This is a genomic window from Pseudarthrobacter siccitolerans (genome assembly GCF_030823375.1).
Lineage (GTDB): Bacteria > Actinomycetota > Actinomycetes > Actinomycetales > Micrococcaceae > Arthrobacter > Arthrobacter siccitolerans_A.
Genome location: NZ_JAUSXB010000001.1, coordinates 3,830,778 through 3,847,265 on the forward strand (window position 1 = coordinate 3,830,778; position 16,488 = coordinate 3,847,265).

A 16,488-nucleotide genomic window follows, 5' to 3' on the forward strand; every position below is an offset into this window, starting at 1 on the left:
GTATCCAGGGCTTTTCAGTGTGTAACTGGGTTCAGCGTCCCTGGCCGCCGTCGTGGTTTCCGAACGGATGGCATCGACGGCCGGCTGGACCTTGCCCAGTAGCAGCCCACGTGTCTTCGGTGAATATTGCCGCGTTTGAACGGACCTGGGACCAGATGCGGATCATGCATCCGAGCTCAAGCTCTGAGGGAGGGTCTTTTCAGGTCGACTTGGCGCTCGCCGCAACGTGGCGGGCGGGATCGAACCGGTCAAAGGAGGACGAGCCGATCACGAAGATGCCGCGCTGGGGGATCCAGAAATCACCCAGCCGGGTCTGGACCCGCAAGGGCTGCCGGCTCCCCAGGTCCTCGCCGCCAAGGGTGGCCGAGGTTCGGGAGATGAACCACATCCGGCGGGGTTTGGCGCGAAATCCCTGCCGGTTCGGCACAGTGCCTGTCAGTCCCAGCCGGCCCGCCCGCAACGCAGGTCCTGCCGCGGCACCCATGGCTTTCAGGAATGACTTGCTCGCCAGGAGGGAGCCGGGCATGGAGCTGAGGGCTGCCGTCATGGCCTGCGTCATGGGAGTTGCCTCCAGGTCAAGCTCCCATACCAGGTCCACCTCCCCGCCGACTTCCACCCTGAAGCTGTTGTCGGCAGTCCAGGTGACGGCTACGCGGCATTCAACGGTTTTCTCCAAGGCGGCGCCAAAGTAACGGGCACAGGAAACCTCCGCCGGGGCATCGGCGTAGATGCTCCAGGAACCCGAGGGCCGGCGCAGCCAGACTGAGGTGTAGCCGGGGCCGACGCTGGTCACGGGGAACCGCCGCAGCGCCAGGACATGGCCGGAACTGAAGGTCAGGCCCATCACGCCGTACCCCGAAAACCGCTCATCGTCTCCGGGCCCAAGTTCGGCATGCTGTTCGGCTTCGAGGACCTGTTCTCGAATGCTGTTCATGGGCTTGTTGCCTCCGCCTTGAGGGGGTGGGGCTCAGTCTACGCCGGGACGCCCTTTCATCGGCGTCCGGGCGAACGGCCGAGCTGGCCAACCTCAAGACCGTTCTCGAGGACCGGTAGTCAGTCCTGCGGCTGTCCGTCCACGGGCGTCACATGGATCCGTGCGATGCGCAGCCGGTCCATCGCCGTCACGGTCAGCAGATGTCCTCCCACGCCCACACTGTCGCCGATCCGGGGCAACCGGCCCAGACGGTCGATGACGTAGCCGGCCACGGTTTCGTAGTGCCCTTCGGGCAGTTCAATACCGGATGCCGAGGCGAACTCCTGAAGGATCAAGCCGCCGTCGACGTCGACTGAACCGTTGGCTTTGGTCACGTGGTCCTCCGGGTCCGTGCCGGCGTCGTACTCGTCATAGATCTCGCCCACGAGCTCCTCCACCAGGTCCTCCAGGGTGACGATGCCGTCCGTGCCGCCGTATTCGTCCACCACCAGCGCGATGTGCTGGCCCTGCCTGCGCATGCGCGACAGTGACGGGACCACCTTGTTGGTTCCCGGCAGCGGGAGGATCCCGCGGACGATGTCCCGCACCAGGCCGGCGTCGTACTCCGCGTCCCGGGGCATGAGATCACGGATGTGGATGAAGCCGATGACGTCGTCGGGCGTCTTGTCCATCACGGGATAGCGCGAGTACGGGCCGTCACGGACCTTGCTGCGGGCGGCGGCGATGGTGAGACTGCCGCTGATGAAGGTGACCTCGGTGCGGGGCCGCATCACCTCCTGCAGTAAGCGCTCCCCGGCACCGAAGACATCGGTCAGGATGCTCCGGCTGTGTTCCTCCAACGCCTCGCTCTCCGCCACCATGTCCCACAGTTCCTCCGAGGTGACGCTCTCCTGCTTGGCGTGAGGGTCGCCGCCGAAGAGTCTGACGACGGCGTCCGTGGACGCGGACAGCAGCCACACGGCGGGGCGCATGATCTCGGAAAGGACATGCAGGGGAGGGCCAAGGACTTTGGTAAAGCCGACGGCGCTTTGCATGGCGAGCCTCTTGGGCACCAGCTCGCCCAGCACCAGGGAGAGGTAGGCCACCAGGAGGGTCATGCCGATGAAGGAGGCAGGTTCGGCCGCAGCGCCGAAGCCGATGCCCCGCAGGAGAGGTTCGACGTCGGGCGCGATAGTGGACGCACCGTAGGCCGCCGAGAAGAAGCCGGACAGGGTCACGCCGATCTGGACCGTTGAGAGGAATCTGTTGGGGTTTCCTGCCAGCGCAGCGATCCGGGCGCCGCTTTTTCCCGACTTCTCCATCCGGCGCACCTGGCTTTCGCGAAGGGACACCAGCGCCATTTCGGTGCCGGAGAAGACTCCGCCGAGCAGCACAAAGAAGAGGACCAACAGGAAATTGACCAGGGTGTCGCTGTTCATGATCAGACACTACCGAAAGGTTGGGCTGTAGTTACCGGCTACCGGTAACTACAGAGCGCTGGCAAGCGAACGTCCTGCGGTCCTGCCCGTAAAGAGGCAGCCGCCCAGGAAGGTTCCCTCCAGTGCGTTGTAGCCGTGGGCGCCCCCGCCCCCGAACCCTGCTGCCTCGCCCGCCGCGTAAAGCCCCGGGATCGGGCAGCCGTCCTGGCCGAGCGCCTGGCCGGCAAGGTTCGTCTGGACGCCGCCGAGGGTTTTTCGGGTGACAACATGCAGCCGCACGGCGATCAGGGGACCGGCCGCCGGGTCCAGGATCCGGTGCGGCTTGACGGTTCGGAAGAGCCTGTCTCCAAGGTAGCGGCGGCTGTTGTGGATGCCGGTCCCTTGGGCGTCTTTGGAGTAAGGGTTCTGGATTTCCGCGTCGCGTTCCCCGATCTGGCGGCGAAGTTGCTGGAAGTCCAACAATGGCTTGTCGGTGAGGGCGTTCATGCCTTTGACCAGGTCCGCCAGGTTGCCGGCGACCACAAAGTCGGCCCCATGGTCCTTGAACGCCTCGATGGGGGCCGCGGCGCCGCGGCCCAGCCGGGTGCGGAGCAGCAGTTTCAGGTCCCGGTTGGTGATGTCCGGGTTCTGCTCGGAGCCGGAGAGGGCAAACTCCTTTTCGATGATCTTCTGGGTGAGGATGAACCAGGAGTGGCTGTACTGCTGCAGGTCCGGAGTGGTCCGCAGACGCTTGAGCGTGCCGAGGGTGTCGTAGCCCGGCAGGGCGGGCGCAGGGAACCGGCGGCCCAGGGCGTCGAACCACAGGGACGACGGTCCGGGGAGGATCCGGATGGCATGGTCCGGCCAGATGGGGTTCCAGTTCTGGATGCCTTCGGTGTAGTGCCACATCCGGTCGCGGTTGACCAGCCGGACACCGGCCTCGTCTGCGATGTCCAGCATGCGGCCGTCCACATGCTGTGGCACTCCCGTGATCATTTTCGCCGGCGGGGTGCCGAGGCGTTCCGGCCACCATTTGCGCACCTGCTCGTGGTTGCCGCCGATCCCTCCCGACGCGATGACCACGGCCTGGGCGTGGAGCTCGAAGTCCCCAACCTTGTCCCGGCTGGAGGCGACGCCCCGCGGCGCAGAGTCGGGTGCCAGGACGGTGCCGTGCACCCCGGTGACCGTGCCGCCGTCGAACGTTAACCCGTCTACACGGTGCCGGAAGAAGAACCTGACCAGCCCCGATTCCGCCGCGGCCCGGGCCTTGTTGGCGAAGGGTTCGGAGATGCCGGTGCCGGTTCCCCACGGAACGTGGAACCGCGGGACGGAGTTGCCGTGTCCGCCGGCCCTGCCGTCGCCGCGCTCGGCCCAGCCCACCAGCGGAGTGAACTTGATGCCCTGCTCCTGCAGCCAGCTGCGTTTCTCGCCGGCGGCGAACTCGACGTAGGCGCGTCCCCACTGCTGCGCCCATTCGTCTTCGGGATGCTCGCCGTCGAGCCGGTCCCATTGGGCGGAGCCCTGCCAGTCCTGCCAGGCCAGCTCGAAGGAATCCTTCACGCGGAGACGGCGCTGCATGGGGGTATTCACCAGGAACAGGCCGCCGAGGGACCAGAACGCCTGGCCGCCCAGGTTGGCCGCGTTCTCCTGGTCAAGGATGGCCACCCGCTTGCCGGCCCTGGCCAGCTCATTGCTGGCCGCCAGCCCGGCCAGGCCGCCGCCGATGATGATGACGTCCGCGTCCATCCGATGCCCCTCCGGCGGGTGGTGATTCTTTCTCACACGGAGCCTACCGCCAGCGTCCGATATCCTGCGCCTGTCTTAGCCCGTCTTAACCCTGTCAATGTCCCCGTCGTTGTCGTGTTCTTGCTGCAACAACGTTGCAAAGTCGGAGGTGTGTGTTTCCGGCCACCAGTGCCCTGCATTTACTTTTGTCACGGTCAGCTTGGACACCCAATTCTCCAGACCGTCAATGAGGCGGGGGGAAAGGAACGGGTCCTTAACTGGAACCACCACATGGACAGGAATCGATACCGGAAGCGGCGGTTGGCGTTCGATATGGAAGTTTGCCCGGTAGAGAGCGAGACCCCGGATAGGGTCTTTACCTACCGTGCGCCCGGCAGCCCGCTCGTACCAGCCGGTGAGGAAGAAACGCCAGAATGCTTCCGGCAGCAACGGGATCTGGAAGAAGGCAACGTACAGGCTGCGCCGGAGTTGTCCCAACAGTTGGGCCCAGCCCCGCGGGTGGCGAACGCCTTGACGCATCCAACAGGAGAAATGCCGCAGGTCCGGTCCCGACACGCTCGTAAAACGGCTGATCCTCCCGGCGGCACGAGGGTCTTGGACCGCTGCCCAGGCCTGGATAGACCCCCAGTCGTGGCCCACGAGGTGAACCGGCGAGGCCTGCGTCGCGGCCAGCACTGCATACAAATCATCCACCAGGGCTTGCAGCACGAAGCTCCCGTGGCCGCCGGTCACAGAAGAAGATCCTGCATTTCGGGTGTCATAAGCAATCACGTGGCATGTTGCCGCCAATTCGCGAATCAGCGGAACGTACACGCGGTGGTCATCCGGGTAGCCGTGGACCAGGAGCAGGGTGGGGATACCGGGTGCCGGGTCCGGACCATATTCAAAAACCGCCAGTGCCGCCCCGTGGGACGGGACAATCCGCCGCCTTTCCTTCCACCTGTCCATCGGCAAAGCCTAAGCCATTTAGCCAACGGCGGTACCTTGCTGGAGCTCTCGGGCTTCGCCCGGCCCGAACACTAGGGTTATGGCAGCGGTAGTGCGTGGTGGGTACGGTGTCCTCATGCAGAAGATATCGATTGATGCCCTGGCCCGTCAGCAGCTTGAAGCAGCCGTATCCGGATCCAGCGGGCGTGCTTCGGATACCGTATTCGGCGGCCACGAAAAGACACTGCGGCAAACCGTCATGGCCTTCCGGGCCGGCACCCAGCTCAGCGAACACTTGAACCCCGGCGAGGCCACGGTCTTCGTGATCAAGGGATCGGTCTGGCTGAAGGCCGGCGGAGAGGCGTGGCAGGGCAAGGCCGGGGACCTCCTGATCGTCCCGGAGGGGATGCACAGTTTGGAGGCGGAGGAGGACTCGGCTGTGCTGTTCACCGCGGTGAAGCTGGACCGGTAGGGCAGCGACGCCCGGGGATACCGGCGCCCATATATTTCCCAGGCCCGGAAAGGCGATTTAGCGTCCGGTGAGGCGGCGGGCCGACCGGACGCTTGCGGCGTCGATCATTGACCCGCTGCCATCGCCGAGGGCTCCGCGGTTTTCCCTGAGCGCGGCTTCGTACTGGTCGAGAAGGGCATGTGCGGCGGCGAGGTCTTCGGCGCTCGTACCAAAAACCTGCTCCGCGATGTCGGCCTGTGCGGGGTGGATGCAGGCGCGGCTTCCAAACCCGATGTCCCGAAAGCTAAGGCAGGAGGCCTTGAAGCCGGCAAGGTTGGTGTAGTCGGCGTCCACCGGACCGACCGGCTGGGGAAGGCCCGCGGCAGCTGCGTGTGTTATGAGCCAGTGGCGGAACCAGGTCATGTTTTCGGGGCCTGAAGCGGCGTGCCGAAGGTCAGCGGCCAGATCGATTTCGCCCAGTTGCACCTGTTGGGTTTCGGGCAGGCTCAGAAGCTCGGCCAATGCGAGGACTCCCCGGGCGCTTTCGATGAGCAGACCGAGGGCGGGGCCACCACCGGGAGTGTCGCTGACCCTGCCGGCAATGTCTTGGACATAGGCGGGCTCCTCGGCCTTGGGGATCCAGAGCCCGGTGAGGTTGGGGCATTCAGTAAGGAGTTCCGCTTCGTGTAATCCTGCTGCACCCGGGTTGATCCGGACCCAAACTTCGGCATTTAGGGCATCGCCGTTCAGGAAGGCTACGGCTGCGGCAAGTGCCTCTTCCTTGCGGGAGGGGGCAACGCTGTCCTCCAGGTCCAGAATGATGGCTCCGCGGCGACTTTTTGCTTTAGCCATGAGCCTGGATTGGTCCGCGGGGACGTAGAGGAACGAGGCGTTGCTCGTGGCTGTCCTAATCATCGTTTACCGGGAAAGGGTCCAGCTGGGGTTCATCGGATAACCGGGCGGCGAGGGCCAGATACCCGTGCTTGAGGTGGTCGCGTGTGGCGCCGGCTACAAGTTGAAGGTTTCCAGCCCGTGCGGCGTCAAGAATCCGGCGGTGTTCCTCGTGTGAATCGGGGGCCCGGTGTTCGATAACCTGCAGCAGGTCCCAAGGGTAGCGCTGCCACAGCATCGCGATCTCCGTCCGGAGCCCGTCATCCCCGCACCGGTCGTAAAAGGCGAAGTGGAACTTCCGGTTGGCCTCGTTAAATGCCGGCTTGTCCCCGGCGTTTTCTGATTGCTCCATGTCCTCGAAAAGCTCTGTGGCCTCTTGAAGATCCCTCCGGCTCATATTCCACACGGCCCGCTGCATGGCATACGGTTCGGCCAGTTGCCGCATGAGGTACACCGTCTTGACCTGGGCGAGGTTCGCAGTTGCAACACGGACACCGTGATGTGGTTCTGCCACCAGGACGCCCTCTGCCTCGAGAAGACCAAGGGCTTCGCGTACGGGAGTGATACTCGTAGAAAATTTCGAAGCCAACTGGCTTTGGGGCACGCGGGCCCCCCGGGCGAGTTCGCCGGTGCTGATCTGCCGGCGCAATTCGGCCGCGATCAGATCTCTCTTGGTTGCCACGCTGCTGCTCCTTCACCTCACTGGACGTACTCCCCAGACTAGCCTGAACTATGCCTCAGCCTAGCAAAGAATGCATTCTTTTGGAAGATTATCGATTATCCCTTGACGCTGTGCATTTTCTTTGCGAACGTAGATGGCAGGAGTCAACAAGGGCCGGCCGGTAGGTGTTCCGCGGCAAAGCGGTAGGTCATCCCGGGTGAGACTCACAGCCGAAGGTAAGGATCACTCCAGTTCCCCTGCCGGCACCTCCCGTTCGCGTCGGGACCAGCGCCAGAAGTCCAGCACTGAGAAGACGCGGCAAACCTCGCCGGCCGGAAAGACGGCCGGCAAGACCAAATCCACGTGCAAAGGAGCAACAATGGATTCGAAAATCCAGTCCCCGGCGGCTGAGCGCGAGGCCCGGCGCGCGGCCGCAGCCTCCGCCGTCGGCAGCCTTGTCGAATGGTATGACTTCGCCCTCTACGGTGCCGCAGCGGCCTTGATTTTCAAGACCTACTTCTTCGGGACCACCGACCCCGCAGCCGGCCTGCTGGCCGCTTTCGCAACATTCGCCGTCGGGTATTTTGCCCGCCCGTTCGGTGGCATGGTGTTCGGGCATCTCGGTGACAAGATCGGCCGTAAACCCGTGATGATCGCCACGCTGACCATCATGGGTATCAGCACGGCGCTCATCGGTGTCCTGCCGGGTTACGACGTTATCGGCTTGGGGGCTCCACTGCTGCTGGTGCTGCTTCGGATCGCCCAGGGCCTCGGAGCCGGAGCGGAATACGCCGGAGCCGTCATCCTTTCCTCGGAGTCGGCGCCGTCGACCCGCCGCGGCTTCTATGCGTCCTGGTCGGGCGCGGGAGTGTGGATCGGTTCGGCCCTCGGCCTCCTGTCCTTCCAAGCGGTGCTCTCCATGACCGGCGACGCTTTCTACACCTGGGGCTGGCGGATTCCGTTCATCCTCAGCCTCGTGATGCTGCTCATCAGCATGTACATCCGGCGCAAGGTCAACGAAACCCGCTCGTTCGAGAAGGCGAAGCAAGGCAAGGAGATTGAGCGCATTCCCCTGGTCCGACTCTTCCGCACCGAGAAGCGCCGGCTGCTGGTTGCCCTGGGATCGAACTTTGTCCTGTCAGGATTCGCATACATCCCCCAGGTCTGGGCGCTGAGCTACCTGACCAATAACCTGGGTCTCGCCGCCGCCCTTGCCCTTGGCATCAACGCCGCGCTCCTGCTCGGCGGTGCCGCATTCATGCCGCTCTTCGGGCGCCTCGGGGACAAAGTGGGACGCCGGAAGCTGTTCCTCTTCGGAGCTGCCTTTGGTGCAGCGTGGGCATTCCCCATGTTCATGCTCATCGATACCCGCCAACCTGTTCTGATCCTGCTGGCACTGGTCGTCTGCTTCGTGGGAGCGGTGGCCACCTCCATGGCCGCCCAGGCCGCCTTCCTGACCGAACTGTTCCCTCCGGCCATCCGCTACTCGGGCGTCGCTTTCGCCCGCGAAGTCAGCGGTGCGCTGCTCGGCGGCACCGCACCACTTCTCGCCACGGCACTGTTCGCCTGGTCCGGACACTGGTGGCCGATCGCGACGTTCATGGTGGTCATGGCTCTGGTCAGCCTCACAGCGGTCTACTACTCCAAATACTTCCGTTCTGACGCACATCAGGCCAGCGACGAGCGTTTCAACGAAGACACCGAGGGCCAGGGCCCCAGCTCCCGCAGGTCCCCTGTGCAGTCAATTCCCGCACAGTAAACGCAACCCAACCAACCCCGGTCATCCCTTCTCCTGCTGCAAGGCAGGGAAAGGGATGACCCGGGGGACCAGGCACCACATGCCGCTACGAGTTCACATACATAACTAGGAGTTGAATATGCCTGGAGTTGACCGGGTAAAGCTGACGATGGTGACCGACAACCATGTCGACATGCTGCTTGCGGACCTTCCCAACGTGACCCGCACGGGGTTGGCCCACCACTTCGATCCCAAGACGCAGTGCGTGCTGGGCGAAAATGGAATTGCGCTGCACGTGGAGGTCAGCTGGGGCAGGTACACCTACCGGGCACTGTTCGATACCGGCATGTCCGCAAATGTCCTGCTGCACAACCTCTCGACGCTTCACCTCGCCGCCAACGAGCTGGACCACGTCGTCCTCAGCCACGGGCACCCGGACCACTATGGGGGACTGCAAGGACTGCTCGACGCGCGGGAGGCACCGTTGCCGATCTCCGTCCACCCTGACGCGTTCGCCCCACGCTACCTTCGGCTCGCCTCAGGCCAGGTGGCCCCGTACTTCAACTACGGGCTGACCAAGGAATCGGTGACTTCCCGCGGCGGCATGCTGGTGGAGCACACCCAGCCGCTGGAAATTGGGCCAGGACTCATCGCAACCGGCCCGATTCCCCGGGAGACCGACTTCGAGGTTCCGCCCACGGACCTTTCCGCCCCCAACGCGCTGTTGCACGTCCGGGAGGGCAAGGTGGAGGCGGACGTCGTCCCGGACGACCAGGCCCTGGTCATCCAGCTGGGGGACGGCATCATCGTCCTCGCCGGGTGCAGCCATGCAGGCATCATCAACACGATCAATTACGCGAAGCGGATCACCGGCGTCGAACGGGTCATTGGTGCCTTCGGCGGATTCCACCTGGGCTTCCCGGGCTCACCGAAAGCCAAGACGGAAAAGACCATTCAGGCGCTGAAGGACCTTGACGTTGAAGTGATTGCACCCAGCCACTGCACCGGCATGGAGGCGATCATGGATATCGCCCGGGCGATCCCGGGCCGTTTCCTCCTGAACGTCACAGGTTCGGCAGTATCCCTCCAGGCAGGTCCCACCCTCGCCGTGGACCTCGACGCCGAAGCGCGTGAAGGAGCAACCCGGAAATGAAAGCGGTTCGCCTGCACCAGGCCGGCAGTGGCGTCCAAGTGGATGAGGTTCCCGTCCCCCGGCCAACCGGTGAAGAGGTACTGATCCGCGTCGAGGCCGCCGGCCTGTGCGGCTCCGACGCCCACATCCTCAACGGCCGGACGCCGTTGCCGCACTATCCGCGCATCCTCGGACATGAGGTAGCGGGCACCGTTTGCGAAACGGGGCCCGGCGCCGCCGGCGTGGAAATCGGTACCCGCGTCGCGGTGAATTTCCTGATCACGTGCGGACAGTGCCGGTACTGCGTGTCAGGCCGGACCTCCCTCTGCCTCAGCAGGGAAGGGCTCGGCGTGGTACGCGACGGCGGGTTTGCGGAGTACATGGTGGTGCCCGCCCGGAACCTCATCCACATTCCAGGCGCAGTTCCCTTCCGCCATGCAGCCCTCGCCACTGACGCCTTCGCCACCTCCCTCCACGCAATCTCCAAACGCGCCCAGGTGCAGGCGGGGGAGGGCTGCATCGTGGTCGGGGTGGGTGGACTGGGTCTTAGCGCCGTGCAGCTGCTGAAAATCCGGGGCGCCTACCCCATCATTGCCGTGGACGCAGATGCGAAAGCACTTGAACTGGCAATGAGCCTGGGAGCCACCCACAGCATTCCCGCCAGCGCGATGGAGGACGGGAACCATCCGGCCTGGGCCGTGACCGGAGGCGCTGTCCACGCCTTCGACTTCGTCGGCCGTCCCGAGACCGTCCAGGCAGCCACCCAGGCAGTGGACCGCGGAGGCCGGGTGGTGGTGGTAGGCCACAGCCCCCACTCCTGGAACACGGCGGACGGAAGCACCATGGTCCGTGAGGAAAAAACCGTCATGGGCTCCTACGCCTTCGACAAAAACGAGATCGAAGACGTGCTTGGCTTCATGAGCCGCGGCCTCATCGACGTCGACACCATGATCGGGCAGGTCATCGGCCTTGACGACGTCGACCACGCCCTCGCCACGTTCGGGGCGCCCGGCCGCATCCCCGGCCGGACCATCGTGGAACCCGCCGCTGGCGCACTAAAAGAAGGCGGCTTCCTGCTCGCCGAAGAACCCGAAAGGACCATGTCATGAGCGACGCCACAGATTTCTTCACCGGCAACGGATTCTCCCGGCTGACCGGGCCCCTGGCCGAAAAAGCGCGGGAATTCGACGCCACCCTCGAGAAGGCCCGCAACGATGCAGGATTCTCTCCGAAAGGCAACCTGCGCGAACCGGTCATCACCGCAGAATTCCCTGGCTGCCCCACGGACCTGCCGATCAATTTCCTTGCCCTGCCCAACCGGCAGATGGATTACTGCCTGATCAGGATCAAGCCCGGCCATGGCTTCCCGGAACACGTGCACGGCTACGGGGATGAGATCTACCTGGTGATCTCCGGCCACGGCAAGGTCCGGATTGACGGGGAACTCTACGACGCCGGCCCCCTGGACACCTTCCACCAGAGGACCGGAGTGCGGCATGAAGTGTTCAACCCGGCTGAAAACGAGGAAGATTTCGAGATCTTTGCGGTGAATACACCGGCCGTCCACCAGGACCTGCGCTCGAAGTTCTGGGGCATCCCCGTCCCCGGCGCCACCACGGACGCCGAAGGCAGGTACCACCACGACGAAAGCCCGGTCCGATGACGCTGCCACTGACAGGAATCACAGTCGTTGCCCTCGAACAGGCCGTGGCGGTGCCCTTCGCCACACGCCAATTGGCCGACCTGGGTGCCACCGTCATCAAAGTCGAACGGCCCGGAAGAGGGGATTTCGCAAGGGACTATGACGAGACCGTCGACGGCCTCTCCAGCCACTTTGTCTGGCTTAACCGGAACAAGAAGTCCATCGTCCTGGACCTCAAGACGGAAAGCGGCCAGGAGACGCTGCGCCGCCTGATCTCCAAAGCCGACGTCTTTGTCCAGAACCTTGCTCCCGGAGCGCTTGAACGGCTCGGATTTGTTCCCGAAGAGTTGTGTGAGGAGTTCCCGCAACTGATCACATGCAGCCTCAGCGGATACGGCAGGGGCGGCCCGCTTGGCGACAAGAAGGCGTACGACCTGCTGATCCAGGCCGAAGCCGGTTTCCTCTCCGTCACGGGTACCGAGGATGAACCCGCCAAAGCGGGCATATCCATCGCTGACATCGCCGCGGGCATGTACACCTACAGCGGAATCCTCAGCGCTCTCTATGAACGGGAAGTCACGGGAAAGGGCCGCCAGCTGTCGGTATCCCTCCTGGACTCCCTCGCGGAGTGGATGGGTTTCCCGTACTACTATGCGCGATACGGGGGAAGCCGCCCGGTCCGGGCAGGAGCACATCACGCATCAATCGCCCCTTACGGTCCGGTGTCGTGCCTGGACGGGTCCCTCCTGATCGCGGTCCAGAACGAACGCGAGTGGGAACGCTTCTGTACCTCAGTGCTGGCTAACCCCGAGCTCGCAACGGATTCGAGGTTCGACAGTGTCAGCAACCGGATCGCCAACCGCGTTGACCTTGACCGGCTCATTGACGAACGGCTCGGGACGCGGCCTGTCCAGGAGGTGGCAGAGGCTTTGGACCGGGCAGGAATAGCCCAAGGCAGGATGAACGATGTGGCGGACCTGGATCAGCATCCCCAGCTCTTGGCGCGGAACCGGATCGGAACCGTGGAAACGGAGGCGGGAACCGTCAACGCCTTTCTCCCCGTCGTCGAATCAGCGGGTTGGACACCCAGGCTGGAGCCAGTTCCCGCTGTCGGCGCCGATACCGAAGCCATCCTCGGCTGGCTCGAAGAGGAGCGCGTGTCCGCCTAGCGGCTGCGTTCGCTAGGACATTCGGCTCACTTGGCAGCCCGTGGGAAGGGGTCAGTGACGGCCATCAGCCGGCGCCTGGCAGGGGCTGGCTCCTCCATGCCACGGACTCTCTCCGCGAGCAGGTGAGCCAACTTCCATGACGGCGTAGTGGAGGTTGACTCGGGGTTGCTAAGCCAGCCATCGTATACTCCGAGCATGCCAATCAAGCGTCTCGACCAAGCCCTCCACGCCCAGCGGTCCGCCCTCAAGCAGCGCAGGGGCGATCGATGAGCGGCGGCCTCGTCGCCCTGCTGGACGACGTCGCAGCGCTGGCCCGGATAGCGGCTGCCTCGGTGGACGACGTCGCTGCCGGAGCCGCCAAAGCGGGGGCCAAGGCGGCCGGCGTGGTGATTGACGACGCTGCAGTCACTCCACAGTATGTGTCCGGGGCGGACCCGTCCCGCGAGTTGCCGATGATCAAGAAAATCTTCTGGGGCTCGCTCCGCAACAAGCTGTTGATCATCCTGCCGGCGCTGCTGCTGGTCAGCGCCTTCATCCCGTGGATCATTCCGTTCATCCTCATGCTCGGCGGCACCTACCTCTGCTTCGAAGGTGCCGAGAAGGTCTGGCACAAGCTCCGGGGAGACCACTCGGACGAAAAGGCGCCAGCCGTTGAACGTGGTCCGGAGGCGGAGGACAAGGTGGTCAAGGGCGCCATCACCACCGACTTCATCCTGTCCTGCGAGATCATGGTCATCGCGATGAACGAGGTGGCCGGCGACTCCTTATGGGTCCGGGCGCTGATCCTGGTCCTCGTAGCCTTCGCGATCACAGTGCTCGTGTACGGTGCCGTGGGACTCATCGTCAAAATGGACGACGTCGGCCTGCACCTGACCACCAAGGACTCCGCCGGTTCCAAGCGCTTCGGCGAACTGCTCGTCAAGGGGATGCCCGCCGTACTGGCCGCGATCACCCTGATCGGCACCATCGCCATGCTGTGGGTTGGCGGTCACATCATGGTGCAGGGTGCACACGACCTCGGCTGGCACGCGCCCTATGACTTGGTTCATGCCCTCGAGCACCCCTTCGCCGGGATCGCGGTGGTGGGTGGCTTCCTGGCCTGGCTGGTAAATACCCTGTGCTCGGCCGTTATCGGCATTGTCTGGGGCCTCGTGGTCATGGCCGTCCTGCACCCGCTGCTGAAGGCGCTGCCGTTCGGCAAAGGGAAGGGCGGCCACGAGGAGGGCGACGTTCGCGCCGCAATCGGCGGCCACCATGAGACGAAACACGACGGCGGTCCCGCCTCTTAGCCCGTCCCTGCGGTCGGTCTCAAACGAGCGGACCGCCCGCAGGGCCGGGTCCGTTGAAGGATGCAGCGGTGCTGCTCTGCGGTACCACCACGTGGACGGCGTTGCGCTGGACGGTGAAGTCGGTGGGCGTGAGCTTCGCAATCTCGCCGTCGAGGTTCACCGGCAGCGGCGGTTCGGTGACCAGCCGGACCTGTCGGCTGGTCAGGTGGTACACCCGGTCGTGCTTGATGAAGCTTCCGTCCTTGAGCAACCGTGCGATGCTGACGTGCTCCCGGAGCGGCCCGGCCAGGATCGCGTAGATGTCAAGAGTGTGATCATCGATTCCCGCCGTGGGGGAGACCGTGTTGCCGCCGCCGTAGTGCCGCCCGTTGCCCACGGCCACCTGAAGCAGCTCCTCGAGCTCCAGCGGCTCGTGGTCTCCGTCCGGGAACTCGAGGCGGGCCCGGAACGGCTTGTGCCGGGCATAAGCCTGCAGCGTAGCTACGGCGTATGCCAGCGGCCCGATGTACCGCTTCAGGCGCGGGCGGAGAGCCTCGGTAACGCCCACCGACAAGCCAACAGAAGCGACGTTGAGGAAGGGCTGGCCATCGGCGCGGCCAAGGTCGATGTCCACCACCTTCCCGGCTGCGATCGCGGCGCATGCCGCGGCAAGGTCATCCGGTATCTCCAGCGTGCGGGCGAAGTCATTGGCCGTGCCCAGCGGAAGAACGCCCAGCATAATATTGGTGCCGGCAACCCGACCGGCGGCGCAGGCCACCGTCCCGTCGCCGCCGCCGACAACCACCAGGTCGTGCCCGTCGGCAATTACTCGATCGAGCGTGCCGGCCAGCTCCGCTCCCGACAGGACGGGGTGCACAACCGAGACAGGGACGCCTGCCTTTCGCATGGTGTCCACGGCCAGTTCGTGTGCCGCAGCCCCTCGGCGTGAGCCGGCATTGATCACAACGGCAGCGGAGCGGGCCTCGCGGGCAACCTTCATGGAGGACATGGTAGGTGGTTGACCTGTGAATTCTGCCGGCCGACCAGCAGCCACAAGCAAAACGGGCGGGACCTAGTGCGTGTTTTCGCGCTCGCCGACCGGCCGCGGCTGCTTCCAGGTGGACTCCCGCGGACCGGGAGGGTACGCCGCAGTCTTCCCTGCCCAGGCGATGACCAGGGCCGCGATGACCGGGATGGCCGCGGCGGCGGGAACCAGCAACGGCCCGGCCACCACCAGCGCGGCGGACCCATACAGTGCGCCGATGGTGATGCCCAGCTGGATGGTGAGAACCGTCAGCCCGTTGGCCGCGTCCTTGTTCTCGCGGCCGGCCCGGAGGATGGCCGACTGGTTGTAGATGCCGATGGCGCCAAGTCCGGCGCCCCACACCGTCATCAACGCGAGCGCGAAGACGAGGCTGCCACCCACAAAAGGCAACGCCAGCATCGAAGCGGCAATTGCCGCCGTCGTAATCAGAAGCGAACGCCGCGGGTGGGAATCGACCGTGAGCCCGGCGATCCAGATGCCGAGCAGGCCCGCGACGCCCAGGACGGTGAGGGAGAGGCTGATGGCGTAGTCGGGCAGGCCGGCTTCGCGGATGTACGGGGCAATGTAGGTGAAGAGTGCGAAGTGGGCCAGGACCAGCAGCGGCCAGGCGATGGCCACGGACTTCACGCCGGGCTGGGCAATGGCCGCGCGCATGGAGGGGCGGGCCTCGCCGGCGCCGCGCCGGACCGGCGGGAGGAAGAAAAAGCCCAGGACGGCGAGAAGGACGCCGAAGCCGGCGAGGGCCAGGAACGCCGCCCGCCAGCCGAGGACCGTCCCCAAGGCGGTGCCGACCGGGGCGCCAATGGCCAGGCCCAGGCTGTTGCCGCTGAAGACGACCGCCAGGGCCTTGCCCACCTTGTCGGCCGGGACCACGCGGGCCACATACGGGGCCATGGTGGTCCAGAGCAGTCCGTGCGCCAGGCCGCCCACCAGCCGGGCAACCATCGCGAACGTGAAGTCGGGAGCCAGCCCCACCAGCGCGTTGCTGAGCGCGAACGTCAGGACCAGCGCCACCAGCAAAGGCCGCTTCGGGATGTTTGCCAGCAGCCGCGCCGCGGGCACCACGGTGACCACAATGACGGCGGCATAGGCGGCGGCGAGGTAGCCCGCTACCGGCTCGGACACGTTCAGGCCCGTGCTGACCTGGGGGAGCAGACCGGACGGGAGCAGCTCGGTGGTGATGGCGGTGAAGGCGATGGTTGCCAGGACCATCATGGCGGCCAGCGGGAATCGCTGGGGCGCCGGCGCGGAAATCGCGGAGGACATTAAGGGGATTCCATTCAAGGAGGAGGGGAGTGGAACCGGGCGATGCTGGCCTAACAATTCCTCCCTTAAATTTACCCGATGAACCAGGGGCTTCCGTGCAGTGGCGTGTCGTGGAAAAGGAGTTGGGCTTGCGATGTTTCCGCTGCCCCGGAGTCCTGCGGATCAGGGTTCCGGACAGTACGACGGCGGCTGCCGGTCCAAGTGCCGGGATCGACCACGGA

The 16,488-nt window shown here is 65.0% G+C and carries 15 protein-coding genes; 7 read left to right on the top strand and 8 right to left on the bottom strand.

The window, feature by feature from the left end; genetic code table 11:
- Positions 1 to 199: 199 nt before the first annotated feature.
- The 4 genes from QFZ36_RS17885 to QFZ36_RS17900 all read right to left on the bottom strand — a co-directional run bounded on the left by QFZ36_RS17885 (position 200) and on the right by QFZ36_RS17900 (position 5,025).
- Positions 200 to 934, bottom strand: coding sequence for a hypothetical protein (locus QFZ36_RS17885; RefSeq protein ID WP_306638353.1), 735 nt, complete (start codon positions 932 to 934; stop codon positions 200 to 202).
- A 119-nt stretch (positions 935 to 1,053) separates the two neighbouring features.
- A complete protein-coding gene (locus tag QFZ36_RS17890) occupies positions 1,054 to 2,352 on the bottom strand; it encodes a hemolysin family protein (RefSeq protein WP_306638355.1) in 1,299 nt (432 codons plus the stop codon).
- Between the two features lie 48 nt (positions 2,353 to 2,400).
- Positions 2,401 to 4,077 carry an FAD-binding dehydrogenase gene (locus tag QFZ36_RS17895; protein WP_306638357.1) on the bottom strand — a complete coding sequence of 559 codons (1,677 nt, stop codon included), beginning with the start codon at positions 4,075 to 4,077 and terminating at the stop codon, positions 2,401 to 2,403.
- A 75-nt stretch (positions 4,078 to 4,152) separates the two neighbouring features.
- Positions 4,153 to 5,025 carry an alpha/beta fold hydrolase gene (locus tag QFZ36_RS17900; RefSeq protein WP_306638359.1) on the bottom strand — a complete coding sequence of 291 codons (873 nt, stop codon included), beginning with the start codon at positions 5,023 to 5,025 and terminating at the stop codon, positions 4,153 to 4,155.
- A 115-nt stretch (positions 5,026 to 5,140) separates the two neighbouring features.
- Here QFZ36_RS17900 and QFZ36_RS17905 point away from each other — a divergent pair, with 115 nt between their 5' ends.
- Complete coding sequence (locus QFZ36_RS17905; RefSeq protein WP_306638360.1) at positions 5,141 to 5,476, top strand: cupin domain-containing protein; 336 nt, start codon at positions 5,141 to 5,143, stop codon at positions 5,474 to 5,476.
- 57 nt (positions 5,477 to 5,533) lie between these two features.
- Here the strand turns inward: QFZ36_RS17905 and QFZ36_RS17910 are convergent, their stop codons facing one another.
- Both QFZ36_RS17910 and QFZ36_RS17915 read right to left on the bottom strand, forming a co-directional pair.
- Positions 5,534 to 6,370 carry an HpcH/HpaI aldolase/citrate lyase family protein gene (locus QFZ36_RS17910; RefSeq protein WP_306638362.1) on the bottom strand — a complete coding sequence of 279 codons (837 nt, stop codon included), beginning with the start codon at positions 6,368 to 6,370 and terminating at the stop codon, positions 5,534 to 5,536.
- Positions 6,363 to 7,028, bottom strand: coding sequence for a GntR family transcriptional regulator (locus tag QFZ36_RS17915; RefSeq protein ID WP_306638363.1), 666 nt, complete (start codon positions 7,026 to 7,028; stop codon positions 6,363 to 6,365). Before QFZ36_RS17915 ends, QFZ36_RS17910 begins: the two co-directional genes overlap by 8 nt.
- A gap of 358 nt (positions 7,029 to 7,386) precedes the next feature.
- On the opposite strand from QFZ36_RS17915, the gene QFZ36_RS17920 reads away from it, so the two are divergent.
- From QFZ36_RS17920 to QFZ36_RS17945, 6 genes are all read left to right on the top strand, one after another.
- Positions 7,387 to 8,766, top strand: coding sequence for an MFS transporter (locus tag QFZ36_RS17920; protein WP_306638364.1), 1,380 nt, complete (start codon positions 7,387 to 7,389; stop codon positions 8,764 to 8,766).
- 118 nt (positions 8,767 to 8,884) lie between these two features.
- The gene (locus QFZ36_RS17925; protein WP_306638366.1) at positions 8,885 to 9,898 is read left to right on the top strand and encodes an MBL fold metallo-hydrolase; all 1,014 of its coding nucleotides are present in this window, start codon (positions 8,885 to 8,887) and stop codon (positions 9,896 to 9,898) included.
- Positions 9,895 to 10,986, top strand: coding sequence for an alcohol dehydrogenase catalytic domain-containing protein (locus QFZ36_RS17930; RefSeq protein WP_306638368.1), 1,092 nt, complete (start codon positions 9,895 to 9,897; stop codon positions 10,984 to 10,986). Before QFZ36_RS17925 ends, QFZ36_RS17930 begins: the two co-directional genes overlap by 4 nt.
- Positions 10,983 to 11,540 (top strand): cupin domain-containing protein, encoded by a 558-nt coding sequence (locus QFZ36_RS17935; RefSeq protein WP_306638370.1) that lies wholly within the window; start codon positions 10,983 to 10,985, stop codon positions 11,538 to 11,540. The genes QFZ36_RS17930 and QFZ36_RS17935 overlap by 4 nt, the downstream gene beginning before the upstream one ends.
- Entirely contained in the window at positions 11,537 to 12,688 is a 1,152-nt protein-coding gene (locus QFZ36_RS17940) for a CaiB/BaiF CoA transferase family protein (protein ID WP_306638372.1), read from the top strand. Before QFZ36_RS17935 ends, QFZ36_RS17940 begins: the two co-directional genes overlap by 4 nt.
- A gap of 266 nt (positions 12,689 to 12,954) precedes the next feature.
- A complete protein-coding gene (locus QFZ36_RS17945) occupies positions 12,955 to 13,977 on the top strand; it encodes a DUF808 domain-containing protein (RefSeq protein WP_306638374.1) in 1,023 nt (340 codons plus the stop codon).
- 19 nt (positions 13,978 to 13,996) lie between these two features.
- Here QFZ36_RS17945 and QFZ36_RS17950 read toward each other — a convergent pair whose 3' ends face one another.
- On the bottom strand, positions 13,997 to 14,956 hold the full coding sequence (locus QFZ36_RS17950) for a lipid kinase (protein WP_306639265.1): 960 nt from the start codon (positions 14,954 to 14,956) through the stop codon (positions 13,997 to 13,999).
- Between the two features lie 72 nt (positions 14,957 to 15,028).
- Entirely contained in the window at positions 15,029 to 16,267 is a 1,239-nt protein-coding gene (locus QFZ36_RS17955) for an MFS transporter (RefSeq protein WP_306638375.1), read from the bottom strand.
- Positions 16,268 to 16,488 lie beyond the last annotated feature (221 nt).